The organism is Citrobacter sp. RHBSTW-00859, from assembly GCF_013729795.1.
GTDB classification, from domain to species: Bacteria; Pseudomonadota; Gammaproteobacteria; order Enterobacterales; family Enterobacteriaceae; genus Citrobacter; species Citrobacter braakii.
Genome location: NZ_CP056284.1, coordinates 2,257,955 through 2,272,845, shown reverse-complemented (window position 1 = coordinate 2,272,845; position 14,891 = coordinate 2,257,955). Strand labels below are relative to the sequence as shown.

Genomic DNA, 14,891 nt, shown 5'->3' with positions numbered 1-14,891 from the left:
CTCCCTCTGGCGGCAATTAAGGGGTAGCCCGTTTGAGGTATGGGTATACTCCAGTGTATCGCCGAGAATAACGCCACTGCCTGCAGCAGAATCGTCATTCAATAAGGTTTTCGGTTTTACGAAAACCCGAAGGAACAAGTCACCATGTTTAAACGTTGTCTTTCCCCGCTTACGCTGGTCAACCAGGTGGCGCTGATTGTTTTATTGTCTACTGCCATCGGCGTGGCGGGTATGGCAGTCTCTGGCTGGCTGGTTCAGGGCGTTCAGAGTAGCGCGCATGCAATCAACAAAGCGGGATCGCTACGCATGCAAAGCTATCGCCTGCTGGCGGCCATACCGCTGGACGCCAACGATCAACCACTGCTGGATGAAATGGAGCAAACGGCGTTTAGCCCGGAATTGACGCGTGCCGCGCAGCGTGACGGACAACAGGCGCAGTTAAAAGCCTTACAGGATTACTGGCACACCAAACTGGCACCGGGGCTTGCGCATGCGCAAACGCCTGATGCGGTAGCGCAGGATGTCAGGCGCTTTGTGGGCGGACTGGATAAGCTGGTCACCGCCTTTGACCATACCACCGAGTTACGCATTGAACGCGTCGTTCTGCTGCATCGCCTGATGGCCGTATTTATGGCATTGCTGCTGGTCTTCACCATTATCTGGCTACGCGTGCGCCTGTTACAGCCGTGGAAACAACTGCTGGCGATGGCGCGAGCCGTCAGTCAACGTGATTTTACCCAACGCGCACATATCAGTGGGCGTAATGAGATGGCAGCGCTGGGCTCGGCGCTGAATAATATGTCGGAAGAACTGGCCGAAAGTTACGCGGTGCTGGAACAGCGGGTACAGGAGAAAACGGCGGGTCTGGAGCACAAAAATCAGATCCTCTCTTTCCTGTGGCAAGCCAACCGCCGCCTGCACTCTCAGGTGCCGTTGTGCGAACGCCTCTCTCCGGTACTGAACGGTCTGCAAAATTTGACCCTGCTGCATGATATTGAACTGCGGGTCTATGACCTGGAAGATGAAGATAATCATCAGGAATTTACCTGCCAGTCCAATGTCAGCTGTGATGAGAAAGGCTGCCATTTGTGTCCGCGCGGTACGCTACCCGCCATTGACGGCGGTATCACACTGAAATGGCGGCTAACCGATGCCCATACCCAGTATGGTATCCTGCTCGCGACTTTGCCGTACGGACGCCATCTCAGCCACGATCAGCAGCAACTGGTTGATACCCTGGTTGAGCAACTGACCGCAACGCTTGCACTCGACAGGCATCAGGAGCGTCAGCAGCAGTTGATCGTGATGGAAGAGCGTGCCACCATTGCGCGCGAACTTCATGATTCTATTGCACAATCGCTCTCCTGTATGAAGATGCAGGTGAGCTGTTTGCAGATGCAGGGCGATGCGCTTTCAGATAACTGCCGCGAGCTGCTCAGTCAGATTCGTAACGAGCTAAACGCCTCCTGGGCGCAACTGCGCGAGCTGTTAACGACCTTCCGTTTACAGCTGACGGAACCTGGATTGAGACCGGCGCTGGAAGCCAGCTGTCAGGAATACAGCGCACGTTTTGGCTTTACGGTTAAGCTGGATTATCAGTTGCCACCGCGTCTGGTCCCTTCGCATCAGGCGATTCACCTGCTACAAATTGCGCGCGAAGCCCTGAGCAACGCCCTCAAACACTCTCAGGCCGATGAAGTGGTCGTGACGGTGGTGCAAAATGGTAAGCAGGTCAAACTTACAGTGCAAGATAACGGCTGCGGCGTACCGGAAAACGCCGAACGCAGTAACCACTACGGCATGATAATCATGCGCGACCGTGCGCAGAGCTTGCGCGGCGATTGCCGTGTACGCCGTCGCGAGACAGGCGGTACTGAAGTTGCTGTCACTTTTATTCCCGAAACAAACTTCACAGAAGTCCAAGGAGATACCCATGAGTAATCTGGAACCGGCAACCATCCTGTTGATCGACGATCATCCGATGCTGCGAACCGGTGTAAAACAGCTTGTCAGCATGGCGCCCGATATCACCGTTGTCGGCGAAGCCAGCAATGGTGAGCAGGGTATCGAGCTGGCAGAATCCCTTGATCCCGATCTGATCCTTCTTGATCTCAACATGCCCGGCATGAACGGTCTGGAAACACTCGACAAGCTGCGTGAGAAATCACTGTCAGGCCGTATCGTCGTGTTTAGCGTATCCAACCATGAAGAAGACGTGGTTACTGCACTGAAGCGCGGTGCCGACGGTTATCTACTGAAAGATATGGAGCCGGAAGATTTGCTGAAAGCATTGCAGCAAGCGGCTGCCGGTGAAATGGTGCTGAGCGAAGCCTTAACGCCGGTTCTGGCCGCCAGCCTACGCGCCAATCGTGCAACGTCCGACCGTGATGTTACCCAACTGACGCCGCGCGAACGCGATATTCTTAAGCTCATCGCCCAGGGCCTGCCTAACAAGATGATCGCTCGCCGCCTTGACATCACCGAAAGCACGGTAAAAGTTCACGTGAAGCATATGCTGAAGAAAATGAAGCTCAAATCACGTGTTGAAGCCGCGGTATGGGTGCACCAGGAACGTATTTTCTGATAACGCGCGTATGCGTCATTGTTAACGAGGATCATTTTCCGAAACGGTAGTAAACGGTTCGGTCAGTGATAGCGTGATCTCATTGGAAGAGACACGCTGGCCCTGCTCATCTTCTACCACCACAGACAACCGCCAGCGGTTCGTCGCACCTTCTCTGCTGTCCCACTTCGGCATAATAATCGTCCAGCCCTGCGCGCTTCGGTTATTGCTGCCAGCCGTTAAGCTCAACGCCTGAGTATCGCCCTGCCACGTCAGGTGGCGGATCCCATGCAAACTACGCACCTGCAGCTTCAACGCCACCGTCTCTCCCGGTTTGAGATCCCAGGGCGGCGTGGCCAAAAATACCGACAGCGTTTTACGCTGGCGATACTCCAGCGTCGGCAAATTGTTACGCTGCGGATCGTCATAACGACTGCCGCGCAGTGAACGGCTGTTCGCCACCTCACTGACCATCAACTGTTTTTTTAACGGCACGCCAAAACGGTAACTAAGCGTTAAGCCGAGGTTATTCTGGCTGATGCCGCTTTCACCCTGCTTATGCTGCGCTGTCACCGTGATTAGCGGCACCGGTGTATAGCTCAGCCCGAGGTTCACTGCCACCGGATTGTGATACCCGGTTCCCGAATGAAATAGATCCACCCGGTCGCCAAAATACTGTTCCACGCTGACGCTAGTATTGAGGTGTTGATAGAACGGCATCCGCATTTGCGCGGTCAGATCGTAGCCGCGGGCCATCCGTTGTTGCTGGGTTGAAAAACGATCCTGCCAGGAAGACAACGGTTGATAATAGTTAGCGGATAAGCGCAAATATTCGCCCCATGCCTCCGCGCCGAGGCCTCCCCGGGGCAGATTTTCATCCAGTAAGTTGTCATAAAAGGTGTTGTAACCCAGTAACCAACCGTCGCGTACCCAACGTTGCCCAATCCCCGCATTACTGACTAAGCCGTCGTCCTGTTGCGTCACTCCTAGCTGGCTCCAGGTAAGATAACGTTGGTTGTCCTGCCACGGCACAAACCAGCTTCCCCGACTCCCGGTAAAACTGCCTTCGTTATCAACCTGCAACCCGATACTGGCATTTCCCCAGGGAGAGAGCCAGGATTCCAGTTGCTGATTCACCTGTTCGCTGACCGTATCACGCACCTGGCCAAACGCGAACTGCTTCGCCTGTTCACCGGTATCAAGCCCGTTATCAGTCATGCTGGCTTCACCAAACGCTTTGACCATTTCGGCAAAATGCTTTTCGCCTGCCCGCGACTCCGGGGCCATGCCAAGATCGGGCAAGCCATCACTATTGTTATCGAAAGGGTTTTCAGCCTGGCGCACAAAGGACGACTGCGCGTTAGCAGTACCGCCTGCCAGCGGCAAGAGTGCGAATACAGCAAGAGAAGAACAGATAATACGGCTCAAATCGTTAGTGGTTTCTTACATCAATTAGCCACAGTGGCATACTTATCTTAAACCATAACGTTTTCAGCGTTGATTTTCAGCCCCTCCCCCTTTTTTCGGCATTATCCTGGCATTGAGAAATAGGTGTAACATACGTGTCGGTTATTAACGCTCACATGCAGTAACAGGAGTAAAAATGCAAAAGATAGTGATCGTCGCGAACGGAGCGGCTTATGGAAGCGAATCGTTATTTAACAGCCTGCGTCTGGCTATCGCCCTGCGCGAACAGGAAGCCGGTCTCGACCTGCGTCTGTTTTTAATGTCTGACGCCGTAACCGCAGGATTACGTGGTCAGAAACCCGCGGAGGGCTACAATATTCAGCAAATGCTGGAGATCCTGACAGCGCAAAATGTTCCGGTAAAACTATGCAAAACCTGCACCGATGGTCGTGGGATCACGGCGCTGCCGTTAATTGACGGAGTGGCCGTCGGCACGCTGGTAGAACTGGCTCAATGGACGCTGGCTGCAGATAAAGTGTTGACCTTCTGATACACCGTTTTCAGGCAAGCGCACTGAAAGTGTCGATAATTTCCGGATTTAATATTTGATGGGCGCGGTTTCGTTGAACGTTAGCACGCCCGTTCAACCCTTTTGAGGTGTTTTGTCACTTTTGTTTAATCGTTATGCCATTTTTTGATCAAAATCAGCATCCTGTTGCTCCCCCTTTGGTGTTATGCAATGAGTGAAATGTGAACAACATCACGCAGCACTTTCGACAGAAAGTACGTTGTTTTCAAGAACGGGGTGAAAAATGGCATTAGTGAAGGCAAGTTTAAAGTTATTTGGTGGCGATACGGTGGTTGTGCGCTGTTCCGAGCGCTGTCACATCCATCTGATGAGCGAAAAAAATCACGTCAAAGACACGCAGTCCGACATCTTAAGCGTGCAGGATCGTGATAACGCATGGTTGACCGTGCCCTATACCGGCGTCTGGAACGTGCTGATCGACAGCCACAGTCAGTCGCTTGAGCATTCGATAAGTTATATTGCAGCCTAAGCGTGACATGCCCGAAAAGCGCCTGGCTTTCGGGCATACAATTCCACGCCGGGTTCAGGCAAACCCTGGCCGCATAACGCCTTCCGGCAGGTTCTCTCCCAACAATCGTTTGACCGTGATCACCAGATCATTAAGACAATCATCCTGCATCCCCAGCTTGACCAGCTCTTGTTCCAGCGAGAACAGATACTGGGCATTAGTGCCTAAAGGTCCGCTGGCCGCGGCAATAAGCGGCGCGATCACCTGCGCGCGCGTGTCTGACTCAAACAACGGATGGCGCGGATCCATAATAAACACCAGCGCGTTCACCGTACGGCCGTCATCAAGCGCCAGCTGGCACCAGGTCGGCAGATAGCATCCGGTGATCATTTCTCGCTTCCACAACAGAGAAAGCTCTTGTTCCAGCGACGCGTCCGGCAAGCGGTAGGCCACACCGGTGGTACGTCCGCCCTCTTTCAGGGCCAGCATGCGGCCTGGCTGACACGCCGTTCCTCGCCCCGCCGTCAGGCGCAGACAAAATGCACGGTGCCAGCCGACTAATGTGCCGGTACAGGACTCTTCAAACTCTAAGGCCGGGTTCCACATCAACGATCCATAACCGAAGATCCACACCGGTCCATCATCTGGTCGACAAGCGAGCGTGGCGGCCAGTGAGGCTGCACGTTGTTCCGCTGACCAGAGTAGTGATTCTTCAATAGCACCAAATGCCGTCTTACAGTCGGCATTCAATAAAAAATCACGCGTTAACACCTTACACCTCCGCCACTGCTGCTTCCCTGCGACAACTTTTTTGACGCCTTCCGGGCTTTTTTACTGCTCATTTTGAAACCAATAGCTGGACAATAGGCAATTCACCGCTCGCTTGCAAGCCAGTAACCGCGCGGCGTAGCACGATTCGCTAACGCCTGATGCAAGCGAGTTTATAAAGGCATTATAATTGATACTGTTACGTCTTTTTATGCCATTTACCATCATCACCTTTTTGGTAATCATTTTTAACCGCGGCCCACGCCACCTTATGTGCCGTCTCTTCTCGGGTGGCATCGTCACGGCGGTCAGATTTGTCTTTATACTGTTCCCAGGCGCTGTTGAAAGCTTCTTTATAAATGTCCTGAGCATGGGCTGGCAGAACGTGCTGCACGCTGTCAGGCAGATCGCTTTTAGATTTATAGGGCATTGTGAACTCCTCTTTTTAGGCTAAACCTTAAGTGTGGTTAACAATGCGGCGAGACGCCAATAATGGACATTTTTAGAAATTTTCTTTACCTAACCTTCTGTTAATTAAACAGTCTATAAACAAGAAATTGGTTTTTGGCCGCTTTAAGAGGGAAAACAGGTGATGTAGTAAAATTTCGTAAAATGTCACCTACAAAACCACGTTTTCTGTTATTTTTTACATTCTTTAATACTTTTTATAATTATAAATACCTGCAGAGATGGAGAATTAATGCAATGACACAAGCACATGAGGCGGTAAAAACCCGCCACAAGGAGACCTCTCTCGTCTTCCCGATTTTGGCGCTGGTAGTCCTGTTCTTCTGGGGGAGCAGTCAGTCACTACCAGTGGTCATCGGTATTAATGCGCTGGCCCTTATTGGTATATTAAGCAGCGCATTCAGCGTTGTCCGTCATGCGGACGTATTAGCGCATCGACTTGGCGAACCCTACGGGTCGCTGATCCTCAGTTTGTCCGTTGTTATTCTTGAAGTCAGCTTAATCTCCGCATTAATGGCAACCGGCGATGCCGCACCTACGCTGATGCGCGATACGCTGTATTCAATCATTATGATCGTAACCGGGGGTCTGGTCGGTTTTTCATTACTGTTAGGTGGCCGTAAATTTGCCACTCAGTATATGAACCTATTTGGTATTAAGCAGTATTTAATCGCCCTGTTCCCACTGGCCATTATTGTACTGGTATTCCCGATGGCGTTGCCGGGGGCAAATTTCACTACCGCGCAGGCGCTGTTGGTGGCGTTAATTTCTGCGGCGATGTACGGCGTATTTTTGCTGATTCAAACTAAAACGCACCAAAGTCTGTTCATTTACGAGCATGAAGACGAGGGTGACGACGACGACCCGCATCACGGTAAACCGTCTGCGCACAGCAATCTGTGGCACGCCGCCTGGCTTATCATTCATCTGATCGCTGTTATCGCTGTGACCAAGATGAACGCCAGTCCGCTTGAGACCTTGCTGACTGAACTGAATGCGCCAGTCGCATTTACGGGTTTCCTGGTCGCGTTACTGATCCTCTCGCCTGAAGGACTGGGCGCACTGAAAGCGGTTCTGAGCAATCAGGTACAGCGGGCAATGAATTTATTCTTCGGTTCGGTATTAGCCACAATTTCGCTGACCGTACCGGTGGTGACGCTGATTGCATGGGCAACCGGGAATGATTTGATGTTTGCACTGGGTGCGCCAGAGATGATTGTGATGGTTTCATCACTGGTTCTGTGTCAGATCTCTTTCTCCACCGGACGCACCAATGTGCTTAACGGTGCAGCGCATCTGGCACTGTTTATCGCCTATCTGATGACAATATTTGCCTGAGTATTATTTTAGACGTACCCCACGGTCCTCTTCAGGGCCGTTTTCTTTTCTGCCGATATAACACAATTGATGGCGCGTCTGGTGCCTGACGGCGACCTTTACACCCTTTTCAAACAGCAGGCCGGAGGGAAACTCCGGCCTGTCACACTCACTTAATTCTCGGTATCCAGCTCGTCGAAGCTTTTCACCAGGTCATCAATCGCTTTAATCTGCGTCAGGAACTGTTCCAGCTTCGCCAGCGGCAGCGCGGATGGGCCATCGCATTTCGCATTGGCTGGATCCGGATGCGCTTCAATAAACAGACCTGCCAGACCAACCGCCATACCGGCACGCGCCAGTTCGGTAACCTGCGCACGACGACCGCCGCTTGCTGCGCCAAATGGATCGCGGCACTGCAGCGCATGGGTAACGTCAAAAATCACCGGTGAGTTGCCGGAGACTTTCTTCATCACGCTGAAGCCCAGCATGTCCACAACCAGATTGTCATAACCAAAGTTCGCACCACGGTCGCACAGAATAACCTTATCGTTGCCGCCTTCATGGAATTTATCCACGATGTTGCCCATCTGAGCCGGGCTGATGAACTGCGGTTTCTTCACGTTGATAACGGCACCGGTTTTCGCCATTGCTTCCACCAGATCGGTCTGACGAGCAAGGAATGCCGGAAGCTGAATCACATCCACCACATCAGCAACAGGCTGTGCCTGGCTGGCTTCGTGAACGTCGGTGATCACTTTTACGCCAAAAGTCTGTTTCAGTTCCTGGAAGATTTTCATCCCTTCTTCAAGGCCCGGTCCACGGTAAGAGTGGATGGAAGAACGGTTGGCTTTATCAAAGGAGGCTTTAAACACGTAAGGGATACCCAGCTTTTGAGTAACGGTTACGTAGTGCTCACAAATGCGCATCGCCAGATCGCGGGATTCCAGCACGTTCATTCCGCCAAACAGCACGAACGGCAGGTCATTTGCCACGTTGATGTCGCCAATGCTAACCACTTTTTGTTTCATAGGATCGCCTTAAACGGTAGGTAAAGTGTGATTAATCAATGCAATACAATTTGTTTGTGCGAAATAGTATTAATTTGCGCACGAATCATTTCGCTGATCGGGTCTTCCGGACACTGTTCAACGAAATAACTTAAATCTGTCAGCGCAACATGTTCGCACTCGAGCTGCGCGTATATTAAACCACGATCGCGAATTTCATACGGATCTTCAGGATTAAACTGCAATAGTGCTTCACTGGCACGCAGCGCCAGCTCCATTTGCCGCTCTTCCATCAGTGATGATTTCAGCGTGTCGAGCAGTTTGCGGATCACTTCCGCGTTATCCGCCTCATCCAGGTCTTCGTTAAACAGCTCCGCGACCGGGCTGATGTTCCCCTTCAACCACACTTCCAGCGTGTGCTCATTTAACGTTTCGCCATTGAATGGATTGATTAGCCACATTTCACCATCGAGCGACTCAATACGAAGGATCAGTTGCGTCGGGAAAATCACCGGTACCAGCGGCAGCTCCAGTCTGTTGGCAATCCACAATAAGATCGCCCCCAGAGACACGGCGCTGCCCTGCCGATTTTTCAGTACCTGGTCAAGCCAGAGTGCATCAGAAAGACGATAGACGCCGTGGGTATCCGTAAATCCCCATTCGCCGTAAAAAAGTGCCAGCAGTTTTTCCAGTTGCTCATCCTGAGACAGGAGCTGGCTAATTTCTTCTTGCGCCAGACTGACCAGACGTTCCAGTTCGTCGTAGACAGATTGTGTTGGAAAATCCAGACGGATAGACTCCGACGCCAGGATCATCCCATCACACAATGGCGCTTTATTAAATTCGAAATCAGCTAACGACCTCATGCTTACCCCAGTAACGGTATTTTTGTGGTGGCGAGTTTAATGATGATGTACAGCACCACCAGCGCCAGCGGAAATGCGACTAATCGCGCCTGCTGACTGCGCGCCCGACGATAATCGAGCGCAATAAAACCCAAAACGATGTAAATGATAACCCCAAACAGCTTTTCAGTCAGCCATGTCCCGTGCTCAGTGAATGGCAGGATGTGCGCTTTAACCATTAGCGCCACGCCGCTGAGTAATAAAACGGTATCCACAACCGGTGGCACAATTCGCGTCCAGCGTGCGCAGGCAAGACGCGAGTCGGTGTAACGCCACCAAAAACGCAGCGTCAGCAAGCCAACGGAAAGCGCAATACTGATGAGATGAATGTTGAGTAACACACTGAAGGTACTCATGATGGGATGCGTCCAAGCGTAATTCGCTCGTTGCCGCCATAATCACGGCAGGTTTCAACCGTCTGGTAACCCGCACGAGTAAAGACGTCCCGGACGGCCTGCCCCTGCTGCCAGCCATGTTCCAGCAACAGGTAGCCGCCGGGCGTTAACACGCGCTGAGACTGGTCAATGATATGCACAATATCCGCCAGTCCCCGATCGCCCGCCACCAGTGCCGACAGAGGTTCAAAGCGTACATCGCCTTGCGCCAGGTGCGGATCCTGTTCGTCGATATACGGCGGATTGCTGACAATCATGTCAAACTGCTGTCCCTGCAAAGCGCTGAACCAGTTGCTTTGCAGCACGCAAACATTGTCGATGCCCAGATGCTGTTTGTTGCGAGTGGCCAGCGCAACGGCATCCGGCATGCGGTCAACCGCCGTTACTGCGCAATCCGGACGTTCGGTTGCCAGCGCCAGCGCAATGGCGCCCGTGCCAGTTCCCAAATCGAGAATGCGGCATGCTGAGGCCGGCAGGCGAGCCAGCGCCTGTTCCACCAGACACTCAGTATCCGGACGAGGGATAAGCGTAGCCGGAGACACAAACAGCGGCAGCGACCAGAACTCCCGCACGCCGGTTAAATGCGCCACCGGCTCACCCCGCTGACGGCGCTCCAGTAATGTGTCGAGCTGTTGACGCTGCGCCTCGGTTAATACCGTTTCACCGAAAGCCAAAATAAAGGTGCGTCCCTTACCGGTAACAAACTCGAGCAAAATCTCGGCATCACGGCGCGGGCTTTCACTTGCCTGTAATTGGCTTATCGCTTCACGCAGCCAGTGCTGATAATCCATTAATCCTGCTCGGACAACGCCGCCAGTTGGTCGGCCTGGTATTCCTGGACAATTGGCTCAATGAGCATATCCAGTTTGCCTTCCATCGCTTCATCCAGACGGTAGAGCGTCAGGTTAATGCGGTGATCGGTCACGCGACCCTGCGGGAAGTTATAGGTACGGTTGCGATCGCTGCGATCGCCACTGCCCAACAGATTGCGACGCTCAGAGGCTTCTGCCTGTTGACGTCTTGCCACTTCGGCGGCTCGAATTCGCGCCCCCAGCACCGACATCGCTTTCGCTTTGTTTTTATGCTGCGAACGTTCGTCCTGGCATTCCACTACGATACCGGTCGGCAAGTGGGTAATACGGATTGCGGAGTCGGTGGTGTTAACGTGCTGACCCCCTGCGCCTGATGAGCGGAAGGTATCAATACGCAGATCGGCCGGGTTGATGTCCGGCAGTTCGGCATCCGGCAGTTCCGGCATGACCGCGACCGTACAGGCCGAGGTGTGAATACGGCCCTGTGACTCCGTCGCAGGTACGCGCTGCACACGATGCCCACCGGACTCAAATTTCAGTCGACCGTACACGCCTTCGCCGCTAATTTTGGCAATGACTTCTTTAAACCCACCATGTTCGCCTTCGCTGGCGCTCATGATCTCTACCCGCCAGCGACGCGATTCAGCGTAACGGCTGTACATGCGGAACAGATCGCCGGCAAACAGCGCGGCCTCATCACCACCGGTTCCCGCACGCACTTCGAGGAAGGCGTTACGTTCGTCATCAGGATCTTTAGGCAACAGCAGAACCTGCAGATGTTGCTCCAGCTGCTCGCATTTATCTTTTGCTTCACGCAGTTCATCCTGCGCCATTTCACGCATTTCAGGATCGTCGAGCATCATCTGAGCCGTCTCGATATCTTCCTGAACCTGTTGCCAGTCCGTAAAACAGCGAGATACATCGCTTAATTGTGCATATTCGCGCGACAGTGCACGAAAGCGTTCCTGGTCTGCGATAGTACCCGCATCCCCGAGCAGCGCCTGAACTTCTTCATGGCGTTCATGCAGGGCTTCCAGTTTGGCAACGATAGAAGGTTTCATAGGCGTAAATGCACCCTGTAAAAAAATAAGATTGGTGTGCTGCTACTCCAGCCCGAGGCTGTCGCGCAGAATATTCAGGCGTTCACTATCCCCGTCACGGGCGGCCTGTTGAAGTGATTTGGTTGGTGCATGGATCAAGCGGTTGGTCAGTTTCCAGGCCAAATCCTGCATAATGGCTTGCGCATCACCACCCTGTTGAAGAGCAGCCAACGCTTTGGCAGTCAGTTCATCACGGATCTGTTCTGACTGACTGCGATACTCGCGGATAGTTTCACTTGCGCCCTGAGCGCGTAGCCAGGCCATAAATTCGCTGGTTTCCTGCGCCACAATGGTTTCGGCTTCCACGGCCGCCGCTTTGCGCTGGGCCAGGTTATGCGAAATGATGCTTTGCAGGTCGTCAACGCTGTACAGATAGGCGTTGGACAACTTACCCACTTCCGGCTCGACATCGCGCGGTACGGCGATATCCACCAGCAGCATAGGTTGATTACGGCGATTTTTAAGCGCACGCTCCACCATTCCTTTGCCGATAATCGGCAGCGGGCTGGCGGTAGAACTGATAATAATATCGGCATCCTGTAAACGCGCGTCGATATCACTCAGCGAAATCACTTCGGCGCCGACTTCATCCGCCAGCACCTGCGCCCGCTCGCGGGTACGGTTGGCGATGATCATCTTCTTCACTTGATGCTCACGCAGGTGTCGCGCCACCAGCTCAATGGTTTCGCCTGCGCCCACTAACAGCACGGTCACCATGGAGAGCGATTCAAATATCTGCCGCGCCAGCGTACAGGCGGCAAAAGCCACGGACACGGCGCTGGCACCGATATCTGTTTCTGTACGTACACGTTTAGCGACAGAGAATGATTTCTGGAACATGCGCTCCAGCGCACTGGCGTTCAGGTGACCTTTTTGCGAATCCGCAAAAGCTTTTTTCACCTGCCCCAGAATCTGCGGTTCACCAAGCACCAGCGAATCCAGACCGCTGGCAACACGCATCAAATGACTGACGGCGTCGTTGTCCTGGTGCCAGTACAGGCTATTGCGCAAGTCTTCTTCATTAAGATTATGGTAATCGCACAGCCAGCGAACCAGCGCTTCTTGCAGGTTATCCTGCTCTTCAACGCTGAGATACAGTTCCGTACGGTTACACGTCGACAGCACCACCCCGCCCTGCACCATTGGCTGCGCAAGCAGGCTGTCCAGCGCCTGATCGAGCGTATCCGGCGAAAACGTTACGCGTTCTCGCAGCGATACAGGTGCCGTTTTATGGTTAATACCAAGCGCTAAAAGGGTCATGTGTGCGGGAATAGTACCAGCGTTGATAAGGTTAGACTGGGTGCATCATACAGGATGCGTGCGGTCAATAAAAGAGACTGCCCCCTTTTGGAGTAATAGCTTAGTGCACAAATTTGAGCGATTTAAGATAACTTGAACGTAGACGATGTATGATGGCGGCGCTAGCATTAAGAGTTATAACTGCAACGTATCTCAAGGATTTGTCATCATTATGACCCTGCCTGATTTTCGCCTGATTCGCCTGCTGCCGTTGGCGGCCCTGGCTCTTACCGCCTGTACGCTCAACGCGCCGAAAGGTCCCGGCAAAAGCCCTGACTCTCCACAGTGGCGCCAGCACCAGCAGGAAGTACGCGCCCTGAACCAATATCAGACGCGCGGTGCGTTTGCGTATATTTCCGATCAACAGAAAGTCTATGCCCGCTTTTTCTGGCAACAAACCGGACAGGATCGCTACCGTCTCCTGCTGACCAATCCCCTGGGCAGCACTGAACTGGAACTCAATGCCCAGCCGGGCAACGTCGAACTTGTCGATAACAAAGGCAAGCACTACACCGCTGACGACGCCGAAGAGATGATTGGTAAGCTGACCGGCATGCCTATTCCATTGAACAGCCTGCGCCAGTGGATCCTTGGCCTGCCGGGAGACGCCAGCGATTACAAACTCGACGATCAGTATCGTCTGAGTGAAGTGAACTACAGCAAAGACGGTAAAAATTGGAAAGTGGTCTATAGCGCCTACGACAGCAAAATTCAGCCTGCGATGCCGGCAAACATGGAACTGTCTGACGGCGATCAGCGTATTAAGCTGAAAATGGATAACTGGATTGTGAAATGATGACCCACTGGCCCTCTCCGGCAAAACTGAATCTGTTTTTATACATCACCGGGCAGCGTGCGGACGGTTATCACACTTTGCAAACGCTATTCCAGTTTCTTGATTATGGCGACACGTTAGGTATTGCGCTGCGTGGCGACGGCGAAATCCGCCTGTTAACGCCGGTGGAAGGCGTTGCACATGAAGACAATCTCATTGTCCGTGCGGCGCGCTTGCTGATGAAGGCGGCGTCTGAAAGCGATCGCCTTCCCAAAGGGAGCGGCGCCGATATCAGTATCGAAAAACGCCTGCCGATGGGCGGCGGTCTTGGCGGAGGTTCGTCGAATGCAGCTACCGTCCTGGTGGCGCTGAATCACCTTTGGCAGTGCGGACTTTCGGTTGATGAACTGGCAGGACTCGGCTTAACGCTGGGGGCGGACGTTCCCGTATTCGTGCGCGGCCATGCGGCCTTTGCTGAAGGCGTAGGTGAAATTCTGACCCCGGTCGAGCCAGAGGAAAAATGGTATCTGGTCGCCCACCCGGGAGTCAGTATTCCGACGCCGGTGATTTTTAAAGATCCCGACCTCCCGCGCAACACGCCAAAAAGGTCAATAAAAACGTTACTAAAATGTGAATTCAGCAATGATTGCGAGGTTATCGCAAGAAAACGTTTTCGCGAGGTTGATGCGGCGCTTTCCTGGCTGTTAGAATACGCGCCGTCGCGCCTGACTGGTACAGGGGCTTGTGTCTTTGCTGAATTTGACACTGAGTCTCGTGCTCGCCAGGTGCTTGAGCAAGCCCCGGAATGGCTCAAAGGCTTTGTGGCGAAAGGTGTCAACCTCTCCCCATTGCACAGAGCGTTACTCTAAATCATTCGGGTTTCAGGAAGATGGCGAAATATGCCAGCATACATGAAACGTGAAAGATGACGAGTAAGCCGGGCAAGCTGAGTTGCGGTGACAACGTCACCCTGTTCCAGACGTTGCATCGCGCTCTTTAATACACCGCATGGAGAGGATACTGCCTGGCCCGCACAGT

The 14,891-nt window shown here is 53.0% G+C and carries 16 protein-coding genes; 7 read left to right on the top strand and 9 right to left on the bottom strand.

Annotated elements, in window-relative coordinates; translation table 11 throughout:
* The first annotated feature begins 144 nt into the window (after positions 1–144).
* Both narX and narL read left to right on the top strand, forming a co-directional pair.
* Positions 145–1,941, top strand: a complete 1,797-nt coding sequence (narX, locus tag HV302_RS11355) for a nitrate/nitrite two-component system sensor histidine kinase NarX (RefSeq protein ID WP_181627350.1) — start codon at positions 145–147, stop codon at positions 1,939–1,941.
* Positions 1,934–2,584 carry a two-component system response regulator NarL gene (narL, locus tag HV302_RS11350; RefSeq protein WP_003020756.1) on the top strand — a complete coding sequence of 217 codons (651 nt, stop codon included), beginning with the start codon at positions 1,934–1,936 and terminating at the stop codon, positions 2,582–2,584. Before narX ends, narL begins: the two co-directional genes overlap by 8 nt.
* Before the next feature lie 21 nt (positions 2,585–2,605).
* Here the strand turns inward: narL and HV302_RS11345 are convergent, their stop codons facing one another.
* Positions 2,606–3,991 (bottom strand): YchO/YchP family invasin, encoded by a 1,386-nt coding sequence (locus HV302_RS11345; RefSeq protein ID WP_181627349.1) that lies wholly within the window; start codon positions 3,989–3,991, stop codon positions 2,606–2,608.
* Between the two features lie 175 nt (positions 3,992–4,166).
* On the opposite strand from HV302_RS11345, the gene HV302_RS11340 reads away from it, so the two are divergent.
* A complete protein-coding gene (locus tag HV302_RS11340) occupies positions 4,167–4,520 on the top strand; it encodes a DsrE/DsrF/TusD sulfur relay family protein (protein ID WP_016156736.1) in 354 nt (117 codons plus the stop codon).
* A 262-nt stretch (positions 4,521–4,782) separates the two neighbouring features.
* Positions 4,783–5,028, top strand: coding sequence for a DUF1883 domain-containing protein (locus HV302_RS11335; protein WP_003833405.1), 246 nt, complete (start codon positions 4,783–4,785; stop codon positions 5,026–5,028).
* Between the two features lie 54 nt (positions 5,029–5,082).
* Here HV302_RS11335 and HV302_RS11330 read toward each other — a convergent pair whose 3' ends face one another.
* Both HV302_RS11330 and chaB read right to left on the bottom strand, forming a co-directional pair.
* Positions 5,083–5,778: a gamma-glutamylcyclotransferase gene (locus HV302_RS11330; protein ID WP_016156738.1), complete on the bottom strand. Its 696-nt coding sequence runs from the start codon at positions 5,776–5,778 to the stop codon at positions 5,083–5,085.
* Positions 5,779–5,974: 196 nt separating this feature from the next.
* Positions 5,975–6,205, bottom strand: a complete 231-nt coding sequence (gene chaB / locus HV302_RS11325; protein WP_016153288.1) for a putative cation transport regulator ChaB — start codon at positions 6,203–6,205, stop codon at positions 5,975–5,977.
* A 275-nt stretch (positions 6,206–6,480) separates the two neighbouring features.
* Here chaB and chaA point away from each other — a divergent pair, with 275 nt between their 5' ends.
* Positions 6,481–7,581 (top strand): sodium-potassium/proton antiporter ChaA, encoded by a 1,101-nt coding sequence (gene chaA, locus HV302_RS11320; protein WP_016153289.1) that lies wholly within the window; start codon positions 6,481–6,483, stop codon positions 7,579–7,581.
* A 152-nt stretch (positions 7,582–7,733) separates the two neighbouring features.
* On the opposite strand, the gene kdsA is transcribed toward chaA, so the two are convergent.
* The 6 genes from kdsA to hemA are packed head-to-tail and all read right to left on the bottom strand — an operon-like array spanning position 7,734 to position 13,039.
* The gene (gene kdsA, locus HV302_RS11315; RefSeq protein ID WP_016156739.1) at positions 7,734–8,588 is read right to left on the bottom strand and encodes a 3-deoxy-8-phosphooctulonate synthase; all 855 of its coding nucleotides are present in this window, start codon (positions 8,586–8,588) and stop codon (positions 7,734–7,736) included.
* 35 nt (positions 8,589–8,623) lie between these two features.
* Complete coding sequence (gene sirB1 / locus HV302_RS11310; RefSeq protein ID WP_181627348.1) at positions 8,624–9,433, bottom strand: invasion regulator SirB1; 810 nt, start codon at positions 9,431–9,433, stop codon at positions 8,624–8,626.
* 2 nt (positions 9,434–9,435) lie between these two features.
* Positions 9,436–9,828: an invasion regulator SirB2 gene (gene sirB2 / locus HV302_RS11305; protein WP_016153291.1), complete on the bottom strand. Its 393-nt coding sequence runs from the start codon at positions 9,826–9,828 to the stop codon at positions 9,436–9,438.
* The gene (gene prmC, locus HV302_RS11300) at positions 9,825–10,658 is read right to left on the bottom strand and encodes a peptide chain release factor N(5)-glutamine methyltransferase (RefSeq protein ID WP_075848720.1); all 834 of its coding nucleotides are present in this window, start codon (positions 10,656–10,658) and stop codon (positions 9,825–9,827) included. The genes sirB2 and prmC overlap by 4 nt, the downstream gene beginning before the upstream one ends.
* Positions 10,658–11,740, bottom strand: coding sequence for a peptide chain release factor 1 (prfA, locus tag HV302_RS11295; RefSeq protein WP_016153293.1), 1,083 nt, complete (start codon positions 11,738–11,740; stop codon positions 10,658–10,660). Before prfA ends, prmC begins: the two co-directional genes overlap by 1 nt.
* A gap of 42 nt (positions 11,741–11,782) precedes the next feature.
* Positions 11,783–13,039 carry a glutamyl-tRNA reductase gene (hemA, locus tag HV302_RS11290; protein WP_181627347.1) on the bottom strand — a complete coding sequence of 419 codons (1,257 nt, stop codon included), beginning with the start codon at positions 13,037–13,039 and terminating at the stop codon, positions 11,783–11,785.
* Between the two features lie 211 nt (positions 13,040–13,250).
* Between hemA and lolB the strand changes: the two genes are divergently transcribed.
* A complete protein-coding gene (gene lolB, locus HV302_RS11285) occupies positions 13,251–13,874 on the top strand; it encodes a lipoprotein insertase outer membrane protein LolB (RefSeq protein WP_053389608.1) in 624 nt (207 codons plus the stop codon).
* Entirely contained in the window at positions 13,871–14,722 is an 852-nt protein-coding gene (gene ispE, locus HV302_RS11280) for a 4-(cytidine 5'-diphospho)-2-C-methyl-D-erythritol kinase (RefSeq protein ID WP_047498056.1), read from the top strand. Before lolB ends, ispE begins: the two co-directional genes overlap by 4 nt.
* The last annotated feature ends 169 nt before the right edge of the window (positions 14,723–14,891 follow it).